We start from the raw sequence: 22,850 nt of genomic DNA, 5'->3' as shown, positions 1-22,850 counted from the left end.
GGCGGGCGGGCCGTCAGGAGGCGCCCACCATCCGCAGGACGAGGTCGGCGTAGAGGGCGCCGACCTCGTCGGGCGTGCGCGCGCCGTCGGCGGAGAACCAGCGCGCGACGTCCACGCAGAGCGACAGCACGGCCAGGGTGGTGCCGGGGACGTCGTCCACCCGGAACTCCCCGCTGGCCGCGCCGTCCTCGATGATCTGGCGGAGCAGCCGGTCGGTGCGGCGGCGCAGCCCGGCGATCTCGGCGTAGTGCTCCGCACTGAGTGCCTGGAGCTCGTACTGGATGACCCGGGCGGTGGTGTGGTGTTCGGCGTGCCAGCGGGCGAAGGTGCGCACCGCGTCCCGGAGCCGGTCGGTGGCGCTGCCCTGGGCCTCGGCGGCGGCGCCCATGATGCGCAGCGCCTCCTCGTGGCCGGTGCCGCTGATGCGGTAGAGGAGCTCTTCCTTGGTCTTGTAGTGGATGTAGAGCGCCGCCGGGCTCATGCCGGCGCGGCCGGCGATGTCGCGGGTGGTGGTGGCGTGGTAGCCGCGCTCGGCGAACGCCTGGACGGCCGCGCTGACCAGCCGCCGCGCGGCGTCCGGCGTCACCCCGGACCACTCGCCGCTCTCCTTCGCCGCCCGCTCGGCCGCACCCATCGCTCTCCCCGCTCCTCGATCCGCCAGGGGCCTTCCTCTGCCGGATCGAACACCATACCGCGCCACTGAGCAAGCGCTTAGGCCCCGATCGGGGGGTGGGGCGCGGTCGCGAGGGCGCTGGCGGGCGGCGGGTCAGAAGGCGGAGACGCCGGTCAGGGCGCGGCCGATGAGGAGCTTCTGGATCTGGCTGGTGCCCTCGTACAGGGTCATCACCCGGGCGTCCCGGAGCAGCTTGCCGACCGGGTACTCGTCGATGTAACCGTAACCGCCGAAGACCTGGAGGGCGTTGCTCGCGGCGCGCACCGCGGCCTCGGACGCGAAGAGCTTGGCCTTGGACGCCTCGGTGGCGAACGGCTCGCCCCGGTCGATCAGATCGGCCACCCGCCAGGTCAGCAGCCGCGCCGCGTCCAGGTCCACCGCGATGTCGCTGATCAGCTCCTGGACGAGCTGGCGCCCGGCGATCGGGGCGCCGAACTGCTCGCGCTGCCCGGCGTACCCGAGCGCGGCGTCCAGTGCGGCCTGGGCGATGCCGACGCAGCCGGCGGCGACCGACATCCGCCCCTTGGCCAGCGCGGACATCGCGACCGAGAAGCCCTTGCCCTCGGGGCCCAGCAGGGCGTCGGCGGGCACCCGCACACCCTGGAGCACCAGTTCGGCGGTGGCCTGGCCGCGCAGCCCGAGCTTGCCGTGGATCGCGCGGCGGGTCAGGCCCGGGGTGTCGGCGGGCACCAGGAAGGCGCTGATCCCCTTGTGGCCGGGGGCGCCGCCGGTCCGGGCGAAGAGCAGGACCAGGTCGGCCCAGGTGCCGTTGGTGATGAACATCTTGGACCCGTCGAGGACCCAGTCCGCGCCGTCCCGGACCGCGCGGGTGGTCAGTGCCGCCGCATCGGAGCCGGTGCCGGGCTCGGTCAGGCCGAAGCAGCCGAGCGCCGCGCCGGACGTGAGCCGGGGCAGCCAGGTCCGCTTCTGCTCCTCGTCGCCCCAGGCGGCGAGGGTCTTGGCGACCAGCCCGAGCGAGACCGAGACGATGCCGCGGACCGCGGAGTCGCCGCGCCCCAACTCCTCGGTGACCAGCGCGTAGGAGAGGTGGTCGCCACCGGAGCCGCCGTACTCCTCGGGAACGGTCAGCCCGAGGAATCCGAGGTCGCCGAGCTTGCGGACGATGCCCGGGTCGACCTGTTCGGCACGGTCCCAGGCGGTGGCGTGCGGGGCGATCTCGCGGTCGGTGAAGTCCGCGGCGAGCCGGCGGACGGCGGTCTGCTCGGGCGTGAGCTCCAGGTTCATCTCGGGCCCCTTGTCGTCGGGAACGGGAGTGCGGCGGCCATGAACGAGCCGTTAATTAGCGGTGCTAGTTTTAGCCGGACGGCCCCTACTATGTGCGGCATGGCCCGACCCCGCAAGCCCCTGCTGAGCCGCGAACGCATCGTCACCACCGCACTGGCGCTGATCGACGCGGAGGGGCTCGCGGCGCTCTCCACCCGGCGGTTGGCGGCCGAACTCGGCGTGAGCGGCCCCTCCCTCTACAACCACTTCACGACCAAGGACGAGATCCTCGACGCGGTGGCCGACACGGTCATCGCCCAGGTCGACGTGTCGACACTGGCGACCGGCGCCGACTGGCGGGCCGGCCTGCTCGACTGGGCCCGCTCCTACCGCGCGGCGCTGGCCGCCCATCCGCACGTCGTGCCGTTCCTCGCCCAGGGCCCCGGACGCCGACCCGCGGGGCTGCGGATGGCCGACGCGGCGTTCGGCGGCATGGTCGAGGCCGGCTGGCCGCCCGCCCTGGCCACCAAGGTGTGCGCGATGGTGCGGTACTTCGTCGCCGGCTCCGCACTCGGTTCGTTCGCCCGCGGCTTCGTGGACGACCCCGGCGCCTACGACCCGGCCGACTACCCGCACCTCGGGCAGGCGCACCTGCTGGCCGAGCACCAGCGCCGGGTCGACGAGGGCGCCTTCGAGGCGGGGCTGGAGGCGCTGGTGGACGGCTTGACGCTGCATCATCCAGAACTCGGACCTCCCGACAACGAATTCAGGCCACGCGGGTAAGGTGCAGCAGTCCCTGGCGGGCAGGGACGATGTGCGTCCTGCGGGAGGCGGAAATGCGCCAGTCGAGTACGGCCAACGAAGGTCCGATAGCCAAGGGTTACGACCTGTCAGCGAGCCGCTGGGGTCGGTGGGTCACGGAGGTGCTGCGCGGTCAGGCGCAGGTCGACTTCCTGCCCAGCGCGCTGGCCGGGGTGGTGTTCTCGATCGCCCTGTTCGTCGCGGGGTGGCAGTTCGGCCTCTACGGACTGCTCGGCGCGGCCGTCGGCACCGGCACCGCGCACCTGCTGGGCGTGGACCGCAGCCGGCTGGAGGCCGGGCTCGAAGGCTTCAACTCCTGCCTGGTCGGCGTCGCCTGCGCGGTCTTCCTCGACGCCGACCACCTCTCCACCCTGCTGGTCGCGGTGGCCGCCAGCGCGGCGGTCACGGTCGTCACGGCGGCCACCGCCCGAGTGCTGGGCACCTGGGGCCTGCCCACCTTCACGCTGCCCTTCTGCCTGACGGCCAGCGCGCTGACCGTCGCCGCGCCCAGCTTCCGGCACGTCTGGCACCTGGAGGACGGCCTCGCGGCACTGCCCAGGACGGCCTCCGGGCCCACCGCGCTGAACTTCACCGACCTGTGGCACGCCTTCTTCACCAACATCGGTGAGATCTTCCTGATGCCGCAGTGGTACGTCGGCCTGATCTTCCTGGTCGGGATCTTCGTCGCCGACCGCCGGCTGGGCGCCCTGGCCTGCGCCGGCAGCGCCGTCGCCATCCTGACGTCCTGGGCCCTGGGCGCCCCCGCCGACCAGGTGCGGCAGGGCCTCATGGGGTACGACGCGGTGCTGGTCGCGATGGCGCTGGGCGGCGTCTTCCTGATCACCAACGCCTGGAGCGTGGGGTACGCGCTGGTGGGCGCGGTCACCTCCACCGTGCTGAGCCCGGCGCTCGGCGCGCTCTTCGCACCGTCCGGCGGGCACGCCTTCACCTGGCCGTTCGTGCTGGTCGCGCTGGTGTTCCTGGTCGCCGCGCCGGCCTTCCCGCGGCTGCGCCGGGCCGACGGCTGACGTCGGGCGGGACGGCCGGCGCGCACGGCGCTAGAACACCACCAGCGCCCGGCCGCCCTTCCCGGCGAGCATCGCCTCGAAGGCGGCCGGAATGCCGTCCAGCGGGATCCGGTCGGTGACCAGTGCGGAGAGGTCGAGCGCGCCGGAGCGGACGTGCTCGGCGATCACCGGCAGGTCGCGGGCCGGATCGCTGTTGCCGTAGACGCAGCCGGCGAGCGTCCGGCCGAAGTAGAACAGCTCCAGGGCGGAGAAGGTGACCTGCTGGTCCTTGCCGCCGATGCCCACCACCGTGGTCCGGCCGCCGCGGCGAGTGGCCGACCAGGCCGCGCGGATGGTCTCCGCGCGGCCCACGCACTCCACCGCGACGTCGGCGCCGAAACCGCCGGTGAGCGCCCGGACCCGCTTGGCGCCCTCCTTCGCGAAGAACGCCGGGCCGTCGGCGACCAGGAAGTCGGTGGCGCCGGCCGCCCGCGCCAGTTCCTCCTTCGCCGGCGAGACGTCCACCGCCACGATCGGGCCGGCCCCGGCGATCCGCGCCGCCTGCAGGGTCGCGAGCCCCACCCCGCCGACGCCGACGACCAGCACCGACTCCCCCGCCCGCACCCGGGCACTGTGGTGCACGGCGCCCCACCCGGTGAGCACCGCGCAGCCGAGCAGAGCCGCGTCGGTCAGCGGCACCCCGTCCGGCAGCGGCAGCGCGGCGTGTGCCGGCACCACGGTCTCCTCGGCGAACGCGGCGGTGCCCAGGCCCGGGTAGAGCGCGCTGCCGTCGGCGGCGAGGGTGGCGTACGGAGCGCCGGCGGCCCGGTCCGCGGCGACGCACAGCCAGGGCTCGGCCAGGTGGCAGAAGTGGCAGTCGCCGCAGGACGGCGCCCAGTTGAGCACCACCCGGTCGCCGACCGCCGTGCCGGTCACGTCCGGGCCCACCGCGGTGACCGTGCCCGCACCCTCGTGCCCCAGCACGGCCGGGGCGGGTTGGCGCAGCGTCCCGTTGGACAGCGACAGGTCGGAGTGGCAGACGCCGGCGGCGGCGAGCCGGACCCGGACCTGGCCGGGGCCGGGCGCGGGCAGGTCGATCTCGGTGATCTTCAGCGGGGCGTTCACGGCGGGCAGGACGGCGGCGCGGACCACGGGATCTCCTCGGTGCGGGGCGGAACGACGGCGGGCGGGCTCGGCGGGCGGGCGGCGGGCGGGTTCAGAACTGGAGGGACTTGGTCTGGAGGTACTCGGTCAGGCCGTGCGGGCCCAGCTCCCGGCCGACCCCGGACTGCTTGTAGCCGCCGAACGGGGCGAGCGGGTTGAACCGGCCGCCGTTGATGTCGACCTGCCCGGTTTCCAGGCGGCGGGCGAAGGCCACCGCGGTGGCGTCGTCGCCGGCCCAGACCGCACCGGCCAGGCCGTAGACGGTGCCGTTGGCGATCCGCACCGCGTCGTCCTCGTCCTCGTAGCGCAGGACCGTGAGGACCGGGCCGAAGATCTCCTCCTGGGCGATGGTCATCTCCGGGGTGACCTCGGCGAAGACGGTGGGGTGCACGTAGAAGCCCGGTCCGGTGGGCGTCGCCGGGCCGCCGGCCACCGGCTTCGCGCCCTCCGCGACGCCGCGTTCGAGGTAGCCGACCACCCGGTCCCGCTGGCGGGCGCTGACCAGCGGGCCGAGCCGTTCGCCGGGGACGTACTTGGCGGTCGCGGCGACGGCCAGCGCGACGGCCTCGTCGTACTGGTCGCGGTGGACCAGCATCCGCGTCCAGGCGCTGCACGTCTGACCGGAGTTGGCCATGACGTTGGCGACGCCGACCGCGACCGCCCGGCCCAGGTCGGCGCCGGGCAGGATGACGTTGGCGGACTTGCCGCCCAGTTCCAGCGCGACCCGCTTGACCGCGCCGCCGGCGAGCGCGCCGACGGTCCGGCCCACCGCGGTCGACCCGGTGAAGGAGACCAGGTCGACGCCGTCGTGCTCGACCAGGGCCCGCCCGGCCACCGGGCCGAGGCCGGTGACGACGTTGACGACCCCGCCGGGTATCCCGGCCGCCTCGACGCACTCCGCGAACAGCCGGGCCACCAGCGGGGTGTCCTCGGCGGGTTTGAGGACGACCGTGCAGCCCGCGGCCAGCGCCGGGGCCACCTTGGCGACGATCTGGTGCAGCGGGTAGTTCCACGGGGTGATCGCGCCCACCACGCCGATCGGTTCGTGCAGCACGGTGGAGCTGCCGAGGGTCTCCTCGAAGGCGTGCTCGCGGGCGAGCGCGGCGTACGAGGCGCAGACCGCTGCCGGCACCCCGGCGTGCACGGCCCGGCTGAAGGCGAGCGGTGCGCCCAGTTCGGCGGTGACGGTCCGCGCGATGTCCTCGGCGCGGGCGACGAGTTGCCCGTGCAGCGCGGCCAGCCGCTCGGCGCGGTCGGCGGGCGGGGTGGCGGCCCAGTCGGGCAGGGCCGCGCGGGCGGCCCGCACCGCGTCGTCCACGTCCTCGGCGGAGCCGGCCGGGACGGTGCCGATGACCTGCTCGTCGGCCGGATTGACGACCTCGATCGTGCCGCTGCCTCGCGCGGGCCGCCAGCGGCCGCCGATGTACATCGCCTCGTGGTGCTTCACGTGTGGTCCTCCCGGGCCGGCTGGTCGTGATCGGCACCCTAGGGGCGCCCTGGGGCACTTCCTAGGGGGACACCATCCAAACTAGCGCCGGTAGTTTCGTGGCCGCCAGCGGCACCACGACCCGCCCGGGGCGGATCGGCCACCGTCTCGCCGCCCTACGGCTCCCCGCCACCGGTCCCGGGCGCACCGCCCGCCGGACCGGCTCCGCCCGGTTCCACCGCAGCCGTCCCGTCCGCCGGACCGTCCCCGCCCGCGTCCCCGTCCCCGTCCCCGTCCAGATAGCGCGCCAGATAGGCCCGCAGCAGTTCCTTGGTCTCCGTGACGATCGCCGGATCGCCCGCCGGATCGGTGCGGAAGGCGAGCTGGAGCAGCGCGTCCGCGGTCTCGACGCCGACCAGGAACGCGGTGCGCAGCCGGGCGTCGGCGGGGTCCAGGGCGAGCCGTTCGGTGAGCAGGTGCAGCAGCCGGTCCGCGACCTCGTAGTTGGCCTGCCGGGACTCGCGCGGCGCCGGCACGGTGAACTCCACCAGGGCGAAGCCCGGCAGCGTCCGCTTCATGGCCAGGTACTCGTCGATCACCACGTCCATCGCGGCGCGCCAGCCCGCCGGTTGGTCCGGGGCGGTCAGCCGGGCGCTGATCCGGTCCGCGTAGGCGTCGAGGTTGCGCCGGGCGAGCGCCTCGGCCATGGCGCGCTTGTTGGGGAAGAAGCGGTAGACCGAGCCGATCGGGACGCCGGCACGGCCGGCCACCGCGCGGGTGCTCAGCTCCTCGTACCCGGTCTCGTCGAGCAGTTCGGCGCAGGCGTCGAGGATCCGGGCCAGGCGCTGGGCGCTGCGGCGCTGGACGGGCGCGCGGCGGAGCAGGGGCGGGGCCGCGGGGGCGGCGGGCGGCTCGACGGACTGCTGGGTGGGCTGCGAGGCGGGCGGCGTGGCGGGCGGGGGCGTCGAAGGCTGCACGTGGTCATCTTGCCCGGCGCACGGGCCGGGGATGACCGGGCGGGGCGATTCGGCCACGACGGCCGGGATTACCCCGACTTTCGGCTTCGCTCGGACAGGAGGCGCGCCCGTCGTTGACGTACCCCCGCCTCATTCCTAATGTCTTCCATAGGATTGCCTGCGGCCCTCCTCGGGTCCTGTGGTGCCTCGAAGTGCGTGGACGTCTTGTTCGGCGAGCGGCGGGAGCGTGTGATGGCGGGTACGGAGAACGAGCGGACAAGGAAGGCGGCCGAGGGGCTCGCCTACTCCTCCGGCTTCGGCAACGAGCACAGTTCGGAGGCGGTGCCCGGCGCGCTGCCGGTGGGCCGCAACTCCCCCCAGCGGGCACCCCTCGGGCTCTACGCCGAGCAGCTCAGCGGCTCCGCGTTCACCGAGCCGCGGAGCCACAACCGCCGCTCCTGGCTGTACCGCATCCGACCGTCGGCCGCGCACCCGCCGTTCGCCCGCGCCAACCGCGGCGAGATCCGCTCCGCGCCGTTCACCGAGTGCCTGCCGGACCCCAACCGGCTGCGCTGGGACCCGCTCCCCGCGCCCGCCGACCCGACGGACTTCGTCGACGGCCTGTGGACGCTGGGCGGCAACGGCGACGCCACCCAGCGCACCGGCATGGCGGTGCACCTTTACCACGTCAACGCCTCCATGGAGCGGCGGGTGTTCGGCAACGCGGACGGCGAGCTGCTGATCGTGCCGGAGCACGGCGGGCTGCTGCTGCGCACCGAGTTCGGGCTGCTGCGCGTCGAGCCGGGCCACGTGGCGCTGATCCCGCGCGGGGTCCGCTTCCGGGTCGAGCTGCTGGACGACGCCCCCGACACCGGCCGCCCGACGGCCCGCGGGTACGTCTGCGAGAACTACGGCCGCCCCTTCGAACTGCCCGCCCTCGGCCCGATCGGCGCCAACGGGCTGGCCAACCCCCGGGACTTCCTCGCCCCGACCGCCGCCTACGAGGACGTCGAGGGCCCGGTCGAGGTGGTCAACAAGTTCTGCGGCCAGCTGTGGACCGCGACCTACGACCACTCGCCGCTGGACGTCGTCGCCTGGCACGGCAACCACGTCCCGTACGTCTACGACCTGCGCCGCTTCAACGTCATCGGCTCCATCAGCTACGACCACCCGGACCCGTCGATCTTCACCGTGCTGACCTCGCCCTCGGACACCCCGGGGCTGGCCGGGGTGGACTTCGTGGTCTTCGCGCCGCGCTGGCTGGTCGGCGAGGACACCTTCCGACCGCCGTACTTCCACCGCAACGTGATGACCGAGTACATGGGCCTCATCGAGGGCGCCTACGACGCGAAGACCGCCGGGCCGGGCGGTTTCGTGCCGGGCGGCGGCTCGCTGCACAACATGATGTCGGCGCACGGCCCGGACCGGGAGACCTTCGACCGGGCCAGCGCCGCCGAACTGGCCCCGCAGAAGATCGACGACGGGCTGGCCTTCATGTTCGAGACCCGCTGGCCGCTGACCCTCACCGAGCAGGCCCGGGACGCCGGACACCGCCAGCGCGGCTACGACGACGTGTGGCAGGGTCTCCAGCGCCACTTCCGCCCGTGACACCGGGACCAGCACCGCAGACCGGGGAACGCCCTTGACGACCTTCGCTCCCGACTCGCTCGCCCTGAACCGCAAGCTGCCGCTGTGGTACCAGGTCTCGCAGTCCCTGCGCGCCTCCATACTGGGCCGCTCCCCCGAGGCGCCGCTGCGGCTGCCCACGGAGGACGCGCTCGCCGCGCACTACGGCGTCAGCGTGCTGACGATGCGTCAGGCGCTCAAGGAGCTGGAGGAGGAGGGCCTGATCAGCCGGCACCGACGGCGGGGAACGTTCATCGAGCCGCATGCGCGGCGGGCCGCGCCGGTGCGCCTGCTCGGCTCGGTGGACGCGATCGTGGCCCAGCAGTCCGGGATGAGCACCGTCGTGCTGGAGCACGGGCCGGTGCCGGTTCCCACCGAACTGGCCGAATATTTTCCTGACATGACGGAGGTGGCCGGATTTCGGCGGCTGCGCAGCGACGAGGCGACGGGGGAACCGACCAACCACGCCCGCAACTTCGTGCGCCCCGACATCGCCGCCCGGATCGACCTCGGGGACCTGGAGCGGTGGCCGATGACGAAGGTGCTGCGCGACGCGGTCGGCATCCGCATCGGGCGGATCACCGACACCGTCGAGGCACGGCTGGCCGACCCCGAGACCGCCCGCCTGCTGAACGTGCCGCTGCTCAGCCCGATCCTGCACTACACCGGCATCACCCACGACGAGTCCGGGCAGGTGCTCGACATCGCCCAGATCCACTACCGCGGCGACCGGTTCTCCTTCACGGTGACGCTGGACGCGCACTGAGCACCCGGATGCCGGACCCGCGGCCGGACGGGCGCGGGCCTCAGATCCGCTCCAGGCTCCGCCCCGTGCTGCGCGGCCCCAGCAGCACCACGTCCAGGCAGAGCAGCACCATCAGCACCGCGGAACCGGCGAAGACCGCGGGCGCGCCGAGGTCGGTCAGCACGCCGAGCGCGACGAACGGCAGCACGACCGAGGTGAGTCGGGACAGCGAGTAGGCGCTCCCGATCGCGCTGCTGCGCAGACCGGTCGGGAAGATCTCGGTCTGGTAGACGTGGAAGGCGTTGGAGAAGACGTTGCTGCACACCGTCAGCAGGACGCCGAAGGTGACGATCGCCCAGGTGGCGGTGGCGAAGCCGAAGGCCAGCCCGCAGCCGGCGATGCCCAGCGCGGCGGCGACGATCAGCGTCCGGCGCTCGATCCGGTCGATCAGCGGGACGGACAGCGCGGAGCCGAGCGGATAGCCGCAATAACTCAGCGCCGCGTACAGCAGCGAGTCGGTGACGGTGTGCCCCTTGGCGGTGAGCACCACGGGCGCCAACGAGCCGAAGCCGTAGTAGCCCACGGTCTGGAGCACCTGGAAGATCCACCACATCACGGTCCGGCGCCGCTGCTCGCCGCGGAACATCGCGCCCAACGGCACCCTGCGCTCCGGGACGTCCGTGGTGTCCGGCACGGACGGCAGACTGATGCCGGTCTCCGCCACCACCCGCCGCTCGATGTCCGTGACGATGCGGTCGGCCTCCCCGGAGCGCCCGTGCACGCTCAACCACCTGGGCGACTCCGGCAGTTGCCGGCGCATCAGCTGGATGAAGGCGGCCCCCAGCGCGCCCACGACCAGCAGCCAGCGCCAGCCGTCCACGCCCAGCACCGGATGCCCGGCCACCAGCCGGGCGCCGAGCAGCGCCGCCACCGGAACGCCGACGAACCCGAGGGTGTACGCGTGGGCGAGGTAGCGACCGCGGACCGCCCGCGGCAGGAACTCCGCCAAATAGGTGTCCACCAGGACGAGTTCGGCGCCGAGTCCGAGGCCGGCCAGGAAGCGCAGCGCCAGCAGCCAGCCCAGGTCCGGCGCGGCCGCCGCGGCCAGCGAGAAGAACGCGTAACCGCCCAGGTTGACCAGGAACATCCGGCGCCGCCCGAGCCGGTCGGCGAGCACCGACAGCACGTTGGCGCCGACGAACATCCCCAGGAACCCGGCGGCGATCACCGCCGACTTCGCGGTGGGCCCCAGGCCCCACTGCTCGGCGAGGACCGCGGCGAGCACCCCGCCCAGGAAGATCTCGTAGAGGTCGAAGAAGGCCCCGATCCCGACGAGGAGGGTGACCTTGCGGTGCCACCGGGACGGCGGCAGCCGGTCCAACCGTGCGGCGACCCGCGGCCCGTTGGCGGTCCCGCGCCGTTCCGGCGCGGGGGACGTCTCCGTCATGGCGGCCCTCCCTCGGCAGACGTACGGCCAGGACCGTACTCCGCCAAGATCAGCAGACGGAAGAGCGCCTGCGCCGGCCGGCAGGGGCGGGTGCGGTGAACGGGGACCGCGCCCGCCGCTACCATGCCGGGGGCAACCAGGCGCAACCAACGGTCCGGGAGGGGCTCCGCGTGACGGCGAAGCAGGGCGCGCCAGAGGCGGCCGCGCCACGGCTGTCGGACCTGATGCCGTGGTCCGTCGCGCCGCTGCGACCCGGCCGCACCTGGGTGATGGGACCGGATCCGGCCACCCTGCGGGCCCGTTGGCAGGCGCTCGCCGATGCCGCGGACCCCGCCGTCCGCGAGCGACTGTTCCGGCCGTCCCGGGCGCGCACCCTGCACTCCGCGGTCGGCCAGCTCCCCGGACAGAACACCGGGACCGGTGCGGATCCTGCACGGCCCGTTCGACCGGCAGTGGCTGCTGCCCGACCACCGGCTGCTCGACGCGGCCCGTCCGGAGCTGTGGCGGGTCGCCGACGAACACCAGCTGTTCCTGGTGGAGTTGGGTCACGTCCCGCAGGCCGCCGGCCCCGCCGTGGTCTGCTCGGCGCTGCTGCCGGACGGCCGCTCCCCCGCCGGGCGGCCCGGCCGGATCCACCCGCTCTACCGCCGGCCCGGCGGCGTCGAACCCAACCTCGCCCCCGGCCTGACCGCGCTCCTCGCCCACCACCTGGACCGCCCGGTGGGGCCCACCGACCTGCTCGCCTGGATCACCGCCACCGCCACCCACTCCCCCGACGGCACCACGGTGCCGCTCACCACCGACCCGGACCTCTGGGACCGCGGGGTGGCTCTCGGCGCCCGGCTGCTCTGGCTGGGCACCTGGGGCGCGCACCGGGGCGGCGGCGACGGGCCGGCCGGGCGGCCACGGCTCCCGGGCGGCCGGCGGCCCTACGTACGGGCCGCCCTGCCGGCCCGCGGGCTGCCGCAGACCCTCGACTACGACCCCGCCGACGAGGCACTGCTGCTGGGCGACGGCCGGATCTCACCGGTGCCGGCGGGTGCCTGGGAGTTCCACACCGGGGGCGTACGGGTGGTGGCGGAGTGGTTCGCGCAACGCGCCGGGAGTGCGACCGCGGGCGGCGAGCCCCCCGAGCCCGGTTCCCTGGCGGCGCTGCGGCCCACCGCCTGGCCGCAGGAGTGGACCTCGGAGCTGCTGGAGCTGGTGACCGTCCTGGCTCTGCGGGCCGAACTGGCCCCAAGGGTGGCCGAGTTGGGGCGGGCGGTGGCGGCGGGGCCGCGGGTCGGGGTGGCGGAGTTGCGGGCCGCCGGGGTGGCGCCGGTACCGGCCGCGGCGACCCGGCCGGCGTCCGTGCTGGACCACCAAGAGGAAGGACCGGACGGCCAGTTCGCCCTGCTGTGAGCCGCGCGCCGCACCGCGGCCGGTGTGCGGGCACACAAGGAACCACCCGCCACGGGGTGACGGGTGGTGAGAAGGAGGCACCTGGCGGCGGCGTTGCGCCGGGCCGGGACGGTGGGTCGCCTGAGCCGGTGGTGCCGCTTCAGGGGCGGCTCAGCCGTGGCCGCCGAAGAGCGAACGGCGCAACCTGCGCAACGGCGCGAACAGCGACACGCGATGGCCGCGGCTCTTGACGGTGCGCGTGTGGTCACGCGCGGTGAGCTCCTGCATCAGCGACGTGGCACCCTCCACCTCACGCTGCGGGATGGCGGGACCGCCGAGCACCGCGAGATGACGGTCGAGCCGCGCACTGGTCGCGCTGCTCCCGCACGTGATGGCAGGGACCCTCGCCCTGCTGCGCACTGTTATCTGTTCCATGACTCTCCCCACCCGTACGAGGGCACCCGGCCAACGGGCAGGGTAACCCTATCTCTCTTGGAGGACACGCGTGCAGACCGGTCAACGGATTCACCTGCCTTGCCTTGACGTTGACGAACACCATACGGAATGTCACGTACAGCACGCGCGCCAGGGCGAGTTGAGGGAGCGCACGGGGTGCCCGACGGGGCGTGGCGCGGAGGCGGGGAGCCCCTCCTCCGCGCCCTGTGCACGGAAGGTCACGCAGCGGAGCCGAACACCGGGAGGTAGCCGCTGGCTTGGCCGGCGGCGGTGGGGTGGTAGGACTCGTCGACGGGGTAGGTCACGCTGTGCAACCACGGGCTGCCGGAGCACAGCTCGTGGCCGGCGAAGGTCGAGTTGACATCGGCGAAGGCGAAGCCGTGGTCGGCGGCCCGCTTGGCGATGACGCCGTTGATGTCGTCGGCCGCGGCGTTTATGGCGGTCCGGGACTTTTCGGTGAGGCCGCCGACGCAGACGCCGTTGAGCTTGTAGAAGTGCGGGTACCCCAGGGCGACAACGCGGGCGGACGGGGCCTTGTTGGTGATCGCCGCGTACACGGTGTCGAGCTTGCCGGGGAGGGTGTTCTTGATGTAAGCGCGGGCCTGGTCGATCCGGGCGAGGCAGGCACTCTCGCCCTGGAGGGCACAGGTCGTCATGGTGTCGGCGAATCCGGCGTCGTTGCCGCCGATGGTGATGCTGACCAGGCTCGTGGCGGAGCCGAGCGCACCGAGCTGGCCGCTGACGACATCACCCGTACGGGCCCCCGAACATGCGGCGAACGAGAACGACGAGGGGGAGTGCGCGGCCGCCCAGAGGGCCGGATAGGCCCTGGTGCTGCGCTTGCACGCACCGCTGCCGCTGTCGTAGCTACCGGCGCCGACGCCGGCCGAGTAGGAGTCACCGAGGGCCACATAGCCCCCGGCGGCGGTGAGTTGGGCTGCCTCGGCGGCGCCGGCGCCGGTCAGCGCGAGCGACGAAGCAACGAAGAAGGCGGATGTCAATGCCGCGAAACGGGACACTCTCATGGAACCTCCCATAGCAGGATCTCTGCGTGATCCGTCGTACCAAGAGTCCCGCGCCGCCGGTAGTGTCCATGCCAAAAGTCGTACAGAGTTCACGAACAATCTGCCGATGTGTCAGGTTCATCACTGCGGCGCCATTGCCTTTCCATGACGCGCATATGACATCCCGTTGGGACTCTTGATACCTGGGTGCGACTCATCGAACCTTTTGACGGTCGGTCACGGACTTTCCCAGATCGGCCGATTGCGTACGACCCCGTACGCCCCACCTGCGCGCGCACCACGGCGCGCCACCGATGAGGAGGACTCCCTCGCGATGGCAGTGATGCGTTCCACCACCCCCCGCGCTGACCACCGGCGCTCCCGCACCCTCCGGATCGCCGCGGCGGTCGCCACCGCCACGGCCGCCGCCACGCTCGGCGCCCTGGTGCTGCCCGCCCAGGCGGCGCCCGCCCAGGGCACCGTCGTCGGCGCCGGCGCCGCGGACGCCGTGCACGGCAGCTACCTCGTCACGCTCAAGCCGACCGCGGGCCTCAAGGCCGCCTCGGCGGACGGCCGCGGGGTGATATCCGCCTACGGCGGCACCGTCAAGCGCACCTACACCGCCGCGCTCAACGGCTACGCCGTCACCCTGTCCGAGGCCCAGGCCAGACGGCTGGCGGCCGACCCCGCCGTCGACCGCGTCTACCAGGACCGCGCCGTGCACGCCCTGGACACCCAGGACAACCCGCCGTCCTGGGGCCTGGACCGGATCGACCAGGCGAAGCTGCCGCTGGACAAGAAGTACGCCTACCCCACCACCGCCGGCTCCGGCGCCACCGTGTACGTCATCGACACCGGCGTCCGGATCTCCCACCAGGAGTTCGGCGGCCGGGCGTCGAACGGCTACGACGCGATCGACAACGACAACGTCGCGCAGGACGGCAACGGCCACGGCACCCACGTCGCGGCCAACATCGCCGGCGCCTCGTACGGCGTCGCCAAGAAGGCGAAGATCGTCGCCGTGCGGGTGCTGAACAACTCCGGCTCCGGCACCACCGCCCAGGTCGTCGCCGGCATCGACTGGGTCACCAAGAACCACAAGGGCCCCTCGGCGGCGAACGTGTCGCTCGGCGGCGGCCCGGACGCCGCGCTGGACGCCGCGGTGCAGAACTCCATCAAGAGCGGCGTGACCTACGCGATCGCCGCCGGCAATTCGGGGGACAACGCGCAGAACTACTCCCCCGCGCGGGTCCCCGAGGCCCTCACCGTCGGCGCGACGACCTCGGCCGACGCCCGCGCCTCGTACTCCAACTACGGCTCCCGGGTCGACCTGTTCGCGCCCGGCAGCAGCATCACCAGCGCCTGGAACACCAGCGACACCGCCACCAACACCATCTCCGGGACCTCGATGGCCACCCCGCACGTCGCGGGCGCCGCCGCGGTCTACCTCGCCGGGCACCCGACGGCCACGCCGGCCCAGGTCGCCACGGCCCTCGTGAACGGCGCCACCTCCGGGGTCGTGACCAGCCCCGGCAGCGGCTCGCCCAACAAGCTGCTGAAGCTCGTCCCGTAAGGCACGGCGGCCCCGCGCGGGACGCCCGGTGACGGGCGCCGCCCGCGGGAGCCGGTCGGTGCGCAGCGCCGACGGCTGACCGGTCAGCCGTCGGCGCTGCGCCCGTGCGCGAGCCCCGGGACGAGGAGGGCGGTGGCCGCGACCGTCACCGCCGCCAGCAGCACCACCAGCGAGGTGCGGGTGCCCAGCCCGATCAGCCACGCCCCCAACAGCCCGCCCAGCAGCATCGCGCCCACCGACGTCAGCCGGCGGGGCACGGCGCGGGTGCCGTAGCCCAGCCGCCGGTCGCCGCCCAACACCGAGCCGCTCACCAGGGCCGTCATCGCGCGGGTCTCCACCGTCGTGCTGAAGTCCGGGGCGGCCACCCGCAGCGCGGTGACGTTGCGCATGCCCATCGCCGCCGCCATCAGGGCGATGGCCGTGTAGCGCTGGTCGACCGTCAGCTCCCGGGCCGGACCGGTGCCCCAGCTCGCCACCGCCGCGCCGACCAGCAGCACCGCCTCGACCAGCAGGGCGACCGGGAACCACGGGCGCCGGCGCCGGGCCAGGGCGGACTCCACCCGCGCCCCGGCCGCCGCCCCGGCCAGGAACGCGCCGAGCGAGACCACCGTGGCGACCACCGGCAGCCCGCCCTGCCCGGCGATGCCGAAGCCGAGGAAGAGCAGGTTGCCGGTCTGGGTGGCGGTGAAGACATGACCGAGGGTCAGGAAGCTCGCGGCGTCGAGCACGCCGGTCACCACGGTCAGGCACGCCATGACCACCGTCAGGGCGACTCCGCTGGGCGGCTCCACGGATGCGGCTCCTTCCACCGGGCACCTCGGGTCGGCGTCCGGCCAGTCTCCGCACCCGTGGGGGCGACGCCGGGCCATTGCGCCGTCAGTGGGCGCCCCGCCCGGGGCCCCACCCCGTGCGCGCCGCCCGCCCCGCACATCACCAACAGCAGCGCCAGCGCCGCCACCCCGACCACCACCGCCACCCCGAAGGCCGTCCCCCGGCGCCCCCGCAGGGGCCCGTCGGCCGTCCGCTCCGGCCCGTCGGGCCGCCGTCCCTGCCGTTCTCCACCGCGACGTCGCACGGCGGACCACCCTAGGCAGGCCCCGACCGGCGCGGACAGGGCGCGTTCCGGCGCACGGACCGCACGCCGACCGTCCTCGGACCGCTCGGGACCCGGCCCGCTCCCCGGGCACGGGGCACGCCCTCGGAGCACGCCCCCAGGGTGCGGCGTTCGCGGCGCGACCTCGCGGGCACGGCCTCGGGACGTGCGCCGATAACGGCGTTACAGGGACCGCGGGCCGCTCGTGCCCGGCCGGGTCAGCGGGCCCGTCCGCGCGGCTTGAGCGGGACCGGCGGGAGCTCCGGGGCGAGCAGCCGGTCACCGGCGTAGCCGTGGACGGTGCCGAAGCCGTCGCCGTCGGCGTCGGCGTTCCACGCAGCACGGGCGCCGGCGATCTCGTCGCCGGTGCGCCCGACGAAGTTCCACCACATGACGATCTCCTCCTCGAACGGCTCGCCGCCCAGGAGCAGCAGGTCGCTGGCCTCTGTGGCGCGCACCGGGAGGTCGGTGCGGCCGCACCCGAGGTAGAGCAGCGAACCGGGCGTCAGCGGGACGCCGTCGACCTCGGGGGTGCCCGCGATGGTCAGTGCGGCGTACTCGAAGTCCGGGTCGAGGGGCAGGCGGGCGTCGGTGCCGGCGGCGACGGCGAGGTCGGCGCCGACCAGCGGGGTGTAGGTGGTGCCCGGCGAGGCCGCGCCGGCCAGTTCGCCCATGAAGACGGTGGCGCGCAGCCCGCCGCCGCCGGTGATGACGGGCAGGTCCGCGTGGTGCTCGAAGGCGGGGGCGGTGGCCCGGTGGGCGTCGGGCAGCGCCACCCAGAGCTGGGCGCCGTGCAGGACGTCGGGGTGGTGGCGCGGCGACTCCTCGGAGTGGGCGATGGCGCGGCCCGCGGTCATCAGGCCCAGTTCGCCGGGGCGCACGGTCTGCAGGGAGCCCAGACTGTCCCGGTGCAGGACCTCGCCCGCGCGGAGCCAGCTGACGGTCTGGAGACCCATGTGCGGGTGCGGCGGGACCTGCATGCCGGGTTCGTCGGCGATGTTGTCGGGGCCGTAGTGGTCCACGAAGCACCAGGCCCCGACCATGCGGCGGCCCAGGTTGGGCAGGAGGCGTCGGACCAGGGTGCTCTCGCCGAGCGGGACCTGCTTGCCGGGCTGGAGTTCGCGGACCGGGCCGGTGTGGCGGTTGCCGCCGCAGCGGGTGGGGGTGGGGCTGAGGTCGAGGTTGCTCATGGCGCAAGGATGCCCCGGGCCGGTCCCCCGGGTGACGTCACGTCACCCCCGTCCCGGGTCCGCCACCAGGTCGCGCAGGCGCACCGACAGACAGGTGACGCAGCCCTCGCGCTTCTCGAACTCGCTGATGTCGACCGGGACCGGACGGTAGCCGAGCCGGGCGAACAGCCGGGCGGTGCGGGGTGCGGAGGCGGCCATCAGGAGCGCGTCGCCGCCCAGGAGGACCACGTGCGCGCCCGCCTCCTCCAGGACCGGCCGGAACTGCGGGAAGACCGAAGGGTCCTCGACCAGCGGCAGGTAGCCGATGACGGTGCCGTCGGGCAGGGCGGTGACCGCCGACTTCAGGTGCAGCACCCGCCGGTGCGGCACCGCGACCACCCGGGCGCCCAGCGGCTCGAAGACGGCGCGCAGTTGGCGTACGCCCTCGGCGTTGGTGCGGCAGCCACGGCCGACGTACACGGTGTCCCCGACCTTGAGGACGTCGCCGCCGTCGAGCGTGCCGGGGGCGCGGACGGCGTTGAGGGAGCAGCCGAGCGCCGCGGCAGCCTCGCGGGCGGCGGGCAGCTCGGGGCGGCGGGAGTCGGCGCCGGAGCGGGCGAGCAGGGCGACGTTGCGGAAGACGACCATGGTGTCCTCGACGAAGACCGCGTCGGGGCAGTCGTCGGCGGGCGCCACCTCGACGGTCCGCCAGCCGTGGTCGCGCAGCACCCGGACGTACGCCTCCCACTGGTGCAGGGCGAGCGCGGGGTCCACGGGTTGCCGGTCGAGGTGGGTGACCAGGCCCTCGGCGAGGCGGGGGCCGGGGCGTCGGACGAGGGCGAGCCTGCTGGGCATGGTCTCCTCCGGTGCTGGGGCGGGGCCCGGACCGGGCTGCCGGGTGGGGCCCCGGTCGCGGGCCGGTTGCTGCGCGGCGCCGCGGGCCGCCTCAGGCGCCGCCGTCGTAGGTGGCGCGCAGGGCGTCGGTGACGGCGGCGAGCGCGGCGGTGCGGTCCAGGCCGAGCCGTTGGGCACGGTGGGCGTAGGCCGCGGCGGCCGCGGCGGCCTCCTTGTCGGCGGCGTCGCCGGCCGCGGCGACGAAGCTGCCGTTGCGGCCGCGGGTCTCGATCACCCCGTCGGTCTCCAGGGCGCGGTACGCCTTGGCGACGGTGTTGGCGGCCAGGCCCAGGTCCTCGGCGAGGCCGCGGACGGTGGGGAGTTTGTGGCCGACCGGCAGGGTGCCGGTGCGGGCCTGGTCGGCGATCTGCGTGCGGACCTGTTCGAACGGGGCCTCGGCCGCCGCCGGGTCGATGGTGATCGTCAGGGACTGCGGGGACACGGTGGCGCTCCTGGTGCTGGTGGTGACGCGGGCGGCGGGTGCGCGGGGTGCACGCGTCCGTCGGCGCGGGGTGCGCGGTTTTGTCGCATCCATTGTGCGTCAGGAGCGGCCACCGTGCCCGGAGGGGGCCGCGGCGGCCTACAGCTCCAGGGTGGTCCCGGTGGTGCGCAGCCAGGCGTTCATGCCGAGGACGAGTTCGGCAGCGGGGCGGACGTCGTGGGCGGCGCCGACGGCGGTGGCCTCGGCGAGCACCTCGGAGTCCAGCAGCGGGCGGACGGGGGCGTCGCGGTCCGCGGCCAGCTCCTTGAGCTCGCTGCGCAGCGCCTCGTTGTAGCCCGGGTCCTGGGTGCTGGGGTAGGGGCTCTTGACGCGGTCGGCGACCAGGTCGGGCAGTACGTCGCGGGTGGCGGCGCGCAGCAGCGACTTCTCCCGGCCGTCGAACGTCTTCATCGCCCATGGGGTGTTGAAGACGTAGTCGACCAGGCGGTGGTCGCAGAACGGCACCCGGACCTCCAGGCCGACGGCCATGCTGGCCCGGTCCTTGCGGTCCAGGAGGATCTGCACGAAGCGGGTCAGGTGCAGGTAGCTGACCTCGCGCATCCGGCGCTGGTGGCCGGTGTCGCTGTCCAGGTAGGGGACTTCGGCGAGCGCCTCTCGGTAGCGGCGCTGCTCGTAGCCGGGCAGGTCCAGCCGCTTGAGCAGGGCGCGGTCCAGGAGCGCCTCGCGGGCCGAGTTGCCGCCGGAGAACCGGCCGGACAGGCCCGCGGCGACCCAGGGGAAGGTGTCGGCGTTGACCGACTCCGGGTCGTGGAACCAGCGGTAGCCGCCGAAGACCTCGTCCGCCGACTCGCCGGAGAGGGCGACCGTGGACTGCTCGCGGACCGCCTTGAACAGCAGGTAGAGCGAGGTGTCGCCGTCGCCGAACCCGTTGGGCAGGTCGCGGGCGGCCAGGACCGCGGCGCGGTGGCCGGGGTCCATCAGGGCGGCGGTGTCCAGCACGATGTCGTGGTGGTCGGAGCCGACGTGTTCGGCCAGGGCGTGCGCGTACGGGCCGTCGGGGGTGCCGCGCAGGTCGTCGGGGGTGAAGTTCTCGGTGTAGCCGGTGAAGTCGACGGCGAACGAGCGGACCGGGCCGCTGCCCTGGGCGGCCAGTGCCTTGGCGGAGAGCGCGGTGATCGCGGAGGAGTCCAGGCCGCCGGAGAGCAGGGTGCACAGCGGCACGTCGGCGATCAGCTGGCGGGCGACGATGTCGTCGAGCAGTTCCCGGACGCGGGCGACGGTGGTGTCCAGGTCGTCGGTGTGCTCGCGGGCTTCGAGGGCCCAGTAGCGGGTGACGTGGACGCCGTTGCGGTCGACGCGGACCACGTGCCCGGGGCGGACCTCGTGCAGGCCCTTGTAGACGGCGTGGCCGGGCGTCTTGGTGAAGGTGATCAGCTCGGCGAGGCCCTCGGCGTCGACGGCCGGGCGGACGTCCGGGTGGGCGTGCACCGCCTTGGGCTCCGAGCCGAAGAGGACGCCGTCGCGGGTCGGGTAGTAGAAGAGCGGCTTGATGCCCATCCGGTCGCGGACCAGCAGGAGGTGCTCGGTGCGCGGGTCCCAGAGCGCGAAGGCGTACATGCCGTTGAGGCGCTCGACGAACGCCTCGCCCCATTCGAGGTAGGCGTGCAGCACGACCTCGGTGTCGCTGTTCGTCCGGAAGGCGTGACCCAGTCGCGTCAACTCGGCGCGCAGTTCGAGGTAGTTGTAGACCTCGCCGCTGTAGGTCGTGACGATCAGGGTGCGGCCGTCGTGTTCGACGCTCATCGGCTGCTTGCCGCCGTCGATGTCGATGACGGCAAGCCGGCGGTGCCCCAACGCGGCGTGCGGGCCGAGCCATATGCCGCCGGCGTCGGGGCCGCGGCAGGTCATGGTCCGGGTCATCGCCTCAAGGGCGGGGCGTTGGGTGGTGAGGTCGTTGTCGTAGGAGATCCATCCGGTGATTCCGCACATGCTCGCGGCTCCTCCTTCGGGGTACGCCGGGCCGCGCGCGTTCCCGGCGGCGGCCTGCGCGATCACCGTACGCCCGGATAGTTGCAGGAGCCACCTATACGTCTGGGTGACCGTCCGGAATGAGCCACGCCGCCACCGCTCACCGGGCCAGTGAGGCCCACCCGAGCGCGCTCGACGTGCGCCGTGGCCACGCCTGGACCGCGGACGAACCCCGTGCGCCGGCCCTCACCGCGCGCCACGGCCACCGGCCCACCCGCCGGACCGGCTCCCTCCGACTCGCTCTCGCGCGGGCCGCCCTCCCGCCGGGCGTCCGCCTGTACACCGGCACGGACTTCGGGGCCGCCCCGCGCCGCCGGTACGAGGCGGACGCGGAGGCCACCGCGGTGGTCACCGTCGACGGCGAGGTCGCCGCCCGCACCGTGGCCGCCACACGGCCCTCACGGCACGGCGTCGCCCCCGCCGTCCAGGGCGACCGCGCGGCCGGGGCCGGCCGGGTCGTGGGCGATCGCGTCGCCGGGCCGGTGCCAGTGGAGCAGGAAGCGCTGGCCCGCGCGCAGCCCGTCCAACCCGGCGCGGCAGTAGGCGACCATGTCGTCCGGCAGGGCGTCGAGCGGGTACCACGCCAGCCCCGCGCACTTGTCCGGTTCGCGGTTGTGGGGCTCGCCGCCCGCCCCGTACGCCGCCTCGAAGAACCAGCCGATCCGGGGCCGCGCGGGCGGCGGCGCGCAGTGCTGCATCACCAGGGCCACCCGCACGTCCTCGGGCGCCAGGCGCAGTCCCAGTTCCTCCGCGGCCTCGCGCAGGAGCGCCGCGCGGACGTCCTCGCCGTCCTCGGCGTGACCGGAGGGACAGTTGAGCAGGCCGTCCGCGTAGCCGGTCCCCGCGCGGCGGGCCAACAGCACCTCGTCACCGCGGCGCAGCACCAGGTGGACGTCGACGACCTCGGTGTGGCGCGGCCGGGGAGCGGGCCGCACCGGCGCCACCCGCACGACCAGCGCGTACCGCCCGTCGCGCACCTCCCGGCCCCACAGCGTCGGGTCGGCGGAGAGCGGGACGAGCTCGGTGCGGGCCGTCAACGGGGCCGTCAGCGCGGTGAGTTCGACGGCGGACAGGCCCGCCGGGGCGGACTCGCCCCAGCGGCCCTCGACCAGCACCAGGCGGCCGCCGGGGGCGAGCAGCCCCGCCCAGCGCGCGAGGACGGCCGCCGGGTCCGGGAGCGCCCACAGCACGTGCCGCACCAGGACGACGTCGAACCGCCGCTGCCCGACGGGGGGTTGACCGGCATCGCCGACGACGAACCGGGCGGCCCGGCCGGCGAGCTTCGTCCGGGCGCGGGCCAGCATGGCCGGGGAGCGGTCGACCCCGGTGACCCGGTGGCCCTGCTCGGCGGCGAGCAGGGCCAGGCTGCCGGTGCCGCACCCGAGGTCGAGGACGTCGGAGGGCTCGGCGGGCAGCCAGCTGCGCAGCCGGGCGGCCCAGGCGGCGCGGACGGCCGGGTCCCGCAGGCCGTGGTCGGGCTCGGTGTCGTAGGTCGCGGCGGCGGCTTCCCAATAGGCGGCGGACGGAACGGGCGGCGGTCCCGCCGGGTCGGCGGGGGTGGGTGCGCTCATGGTCCGAGGGTGCCAGCGGGCACTGACAACGGGCGGTGCCGGCGGCGGTGACCGGGCGGTGCGGGGGCCGGCTGCACAAGCGCCCCGGCGGGTTCCCGGAGTACCGTGGGAGGCGCTGGTGGTACGCGGTGGCGGCCCGGCGAACCGGGCCTTCGCAGGGTGTGGAGCCGG

General features: G+C 74.4%; 18 protein-coding genes and 2 pseudogenes. 6 read left to right on the top strand and 14 right to left on the bottom strand.

Annotated elements, in window-relative coordinates:
- Positions 1 to 13: 13 nt before the first annotated feature.
- Positions 14 to 634, bottom strand: coding sequence for a TetR/AcrR family transcriptional regulator (locus ACLJT4_RS23395; protein WP_411124818.1), 621 nt, complete (start codon positions 632 to 634; stop codon positions 14 to 16).
- Between the two features lie 132 nt (positions 635 to 766).
- Entirely contained in the window at positions 767 to 1,918 is a 1,152-nt protein-coding gene (locus ACLJT4_RS23390) for an acyl-CoA dehydrogenase family protein (protein WP_411124816.1), read from the bottom strand.
- Between the two features lie 99 nt (positions 1,919 to 2,017).
- Between ACLJT4_RS23390 and ACLJT4_RS23385 the strand changes: the two genes are divergently transcribed.
- Both ACLJT4_RS23385 and ACLJT4_RS23380 read left to right on the top strand, forming a co-directional pair.
- Positions 2,018 to 2,680, top strand: coding sequence for a TetR/AcrR family transcriptional regulator (locus ACLJT4_RS23385; protein ID WP_411124814.1), 663 nt, complete (start codon positions 2,018 to 2,020; stop codon positions 2,678 to 2,680).
- A gap of 53 nt (positions 2,681 to 2,733) precedes the next feature.
- Entirely contained in the window at positions 2,734 to 3,726 is a 993-nt protein-coding gene (locus ACLJT4_RS23380) for an urea transporter (protein ID WP_411124812.1), read from the top strand.
- A 30-nt stretch (positions 3,727 to 3,756) separates the two neighbouring features.
- Here ACLJT4_RS23380 and ACLJT4_RS23375 read toward each other — a convergent pair whose 3' ends face one another.
- The 3 genes and pseudogenes from ACLJT4_RS23375 to ACLJT4_RS23365 all read right to left on the bottom strand — a co-directional run.
- Positions 3,757 to 4,857 (bottom strand): Zn-dependent alcohol dehydrogenase, encoded by a 1,101-nt coding sequence (locus ACLJT4_RS23375; protein WP_411124810.1) that lies wholly within the window; start codon positions 4,855 to 4,857, stop codon positions 3,757 to 3,759.
- Positions 4,858 to 4,921: 64 nt separating this feature from the next.
- Positions 4,922 to 6,316, bottom strand: coding sequence for an aldehyde dehydrogenase family protein (locus tag ACLJT4_RS23370; RefSeq protein ID WP_411124808.1), 1,395 nt, complete (start codon positions 6,314 to 6,316; stop codon positions 4,922 to 4,924).
- Between the two features lie 272 nt (positions 6,317 to 6,588).
- Positions 6,589 to 7,179, bottom strand: a pseudogene (locus ACLJT4_RS23365) (TetR/AcrR family transcriptional regulator); the annotation flags it as partial.
- A 324-nt stretch (positions 7,180 to 7,503) separates the two neighbouring features.
- Between ACLJT4_RS23365 and hmgA the strand changes: the two are divergent.
- Both hmgA and ACLJT4_RS23355 read left to right on the top strand, forming a co-directional pair.
- A complete protein-coding gene (gene hmgA, locus ACLJT4_RS23360; protein WP_411125003.1) occupies positions 7,504 to 8,859 on the top strand; it encodes a homogentisate 1,2-dioxygenase in 1,356 nt (451 codons plus the stop codon).
- 34 nt (positions 8,860 to 8,893) lie between these two features.
- Positions 8,894 to 9,643, top strand: a complete 750-nt coding sequence (locus ACLJT4_RS23355; RefSeq protein ID WP_411124806.1) for a GntR family transcriptional regulator — start codon at positions 8,894 to 8,896, stop codon at positions 9,641 to 9,643.
- Positions 9,644 to 9,683: 40 nt separating this feature from the next.
- Here the strand turns inward: ACLJT4_RS23355 and ACLJT4_RS23350 are convergent, their stop codons facing one another.
- Entirely contained in the window at positions 9,684 to 11,069 is a 1,386-nt protein-coding gene (locus ACLJT4_RS23350) for an MFS transporter (RefSeq protein WP_411124804.1), read from the bottom strand.
- A gap of 170 nt (positions 11,070 to 11,239) precedes the next feature.
- Between ACLJT4_RS23350 and ACLJT4_RS23345 the strand changes: the two are divergent.
- A pseudogene (locus tag ACLJT4_RS23345) lies at positions 11,240 to 12,470 on the top strand (type ISP restriction/modification enzyme).
- Between the two features lie 150 nt (positions 12,471 to 12,620).
- On the opposite strand, the gene ACLJT4_RS23340 reads toward ACLJT4_RS23345, so the two are convergent.
- On the bottom strand, positions 12,621 to 12,884 hold the full coding sequence (locus ACLJT4_RS23340; protein ID WP_351476546.1) for a hypothetical protein: 264 nt from the start codon (positions 12,882 to 12,884) through the stop codon (positions 12,621 to 12,623).
- Positions 12,885 to 13,123: 239 nt separating this feature from the next.
- Entirely contained in the window at positions 13,124 to 13,930 is an 807-nt protein-coding gene (locus ACLJT4_RS23335; RefSeq protein ID WP_402541411.1) for an SGNH/GDSL hydrolase family protein, read from the bottom strand.
- A 313-nt stretch (positions 13,931 to 14,243) separates the two neighbouring features.
- On the opposite strand from ACLJT4_RS23335, the gene ACLJT4_RS23330 reads away from it, so the two are divergent.
- Complete coding sequence (locus tag ACLJT4_RS23330; RefSeq protein ID WP_411124802.1) at positions 14,244 to 15,482, top strand: S8 family peptidase; 1,239 nt, start codon at positions 14,244 to 14,246, stop codon at positions 15,480 to 15,482.
- 83 nt (positions 15,483 to 15,565) lie between these two features.
- On the opposite strand, the gene ACLJT4_RS23325 is transcribed toward ACLJT4_RS23330, so the two are convergent.
- The 6 genes from ACLJT4_RS23325 to ACLJT4_RS23300 form a co-directional block, all read right to left on the bottom strand.
- Positions 15,566 to 16,273, bottom strand: coding sequence for a YoaK family protein (locus ACLJT4_RS23325; protein ID WP_411124800.1), 708 nt, complete (start codon positions 16,271 to 16,273; stop codon positions 15,566 to 15,568).
- 520 nt (positions 16,274 to 16,793) lie between these two features.
- Positions 16,794 to 17,765 carry a pirin family protein gene (locus tag ACLJT4_RS23320; protein WP_411124798.1) on the bottom strand — a complete coding sequence of 324 codons (972 nt, stop codon included), beginning with the start codon at positions 17,763 to 17,765 and terminating at the stop codon, positions 16,794 to 16,796.
- A 42-nt stretch (positions 17,766 to 17,807) separates the two neighbouring features.
- Complete coding sequence (ddaH, locus tag ACLJT4_RS23315; RefSeq protein ID WP_016575413.1) at positions 17,808 to 18,599, bottom strand: dimethylargininase; 792 nt, start codon at positions 18,597 to 18,599, stop codon at positions 17,808 to 17,810.
- Between the two features lie 91 nt (positions 18,600 to 18,690).
- Positions 18,691 to 19,080: a GntR family transcriptional regulator gene (locus tag ACLJT4_RS23310; protein ID WP_016575414.1), complete on the bottom strand. Its 390-nt coding sequence runs from the start codon at positions 19,078 to 19,080 to the stop codon at positions 18,691 to 18,693.
- 138 nt (positions 19,081 to 19,218) lie between these two features.
- Positions 19,219 to 21,069: an asparagine synthase (glutamine-hydrolyzing) gene (gene asnB, locus ACLJT4_RS23305; RefSeq protein ID WP_411124795.1), complete on the bottom strand. Its 1,851-nt coding sequence runs from the start codon at positions 21,067 to 21,069 to the stop codon at positions 19,219 to 19,221.
- A gap of 437 nt (positions 21,070 to 21,506) precedes the next feature.
- Positions 21,507 to 22,679, bottom strand: coding sequence for a methyltransferase domain-containing protein (locus ACLJT4_RS23300; protein WP_411124793.1), 1,173 nt, complete (start codon positions 22,677 to 22,679; stop codon positions 21,507 to 21,509).
- Positions 22,680 to 22,850: the final 171 nt, after the last annotated feature.

This window comes from Streptomyces sp. x-19, from assembly GCF_046549115.1.
Classification (GTDB): domain Bacteria; phylum Actinomycetota; class Actinomycetes; order Streptomycetales; family Streptomycetaceae; genus Streptomyces; species Streptomyces albulus_C.
Note: the sequence above shows the minus strand (reverse complement) of the source record. Positions and strands in the feature narration are given on the sequence as shown.

Bases quoted from the DNA above. Each gene is read 5' to 3' on its own strand.
- ACLJT4_RS23395 (WP_411124818.1), bottom strand. From the start codon at position 634: ATGGGTGCGGCCGAGCGGGCGGCGAAGGAGAGCGGCGAGTGGTCCGGG.
- ACLJT4_RS23390 (WP_411124816.1), bottom strand. From the start codon at position 1,918: ATGAACCTGGAGCTCACGCCCGAGCAGACCGCCGTCCGCCGGCTCGCC.
- ACLJT4_RS23385 (WP_411124814.1), top strand. From the start codon at position 2,018: ATGGCCCGACCCCGCAAGCCCCTGCTGAGCCGCGAACGCATCGTCACC.
- ACLJT4_RS23380 (WP_411124812.1), top strand. From the start codon at position 2,734: ATGCGCCAGTCGAGTACGGCCAACGAAGGTCCGATAGCCAAGGGTTAC.
- hmgA (WP_411125003.1), top strand. From the start codon at position 7,504: ATGGCGGGTACGGAGAACGAGCGGACAAGGAAGGCGGCCGAGGGGCTC.
- ACLJT4_RS23350 (WP_411124804.1), bottom strand. From the start codon at position 11,069: ATGACGGAGACGTCCCCCGCGCCGGAACGGCGCGGGACCGCCAACGGG.
- ACLJT4_RS23340 (WP_351476546.1), bottom strand. From the start codon at position 12,884: ATGGAACAGATAACAGTGCGCAGCAGGGCGAGGGTCCCTGCCATCACG.
- ACLJT4_RS23335 (WP_402541411.1), bottom strand. From the start codon at position 13,930: ATGAGAGTGTCCCGTTTCGCGGCATTGACATCCGCCTTCTTCGTTGCT.
- ACLJT4_RS23330 (WP_411124802.1), top strand. From the start codon at position 14,244: ATGGCAGTGATGCGTTCCACCACCCCCCGCGCTGACCACCGGCGCTCC.
- ACLJT4_RS23320 (WP_411124798.1), bottom strand. From the start codon at position 17,765: ATGAGCAACCTCGACCTCAGCCCCACCCCCACCCGCTGCGGCGGCAAC.
- ddaH (WP_016575413.1), bottom strand. From the start codon at position 18,599: ATGCCCAGCAGGCTCGCCCTCGTCCGACGCCCCGGCCCCCGCCTCGCC.
- asnB (WP_411124795.1), bottom strand. From the start codon at position 21,069: ATGTGCGGAATCACCGGATGGATCTCCTACGACAACGACCTCACCACC.
- ACLJT4_RS23300 (WP_411124793.1), bottom strand. From the start codon at position 22,679: ATGAGCGCACCCACCCCCGCCGACCCGGCGGGACCGCCGCCCGTTCCG.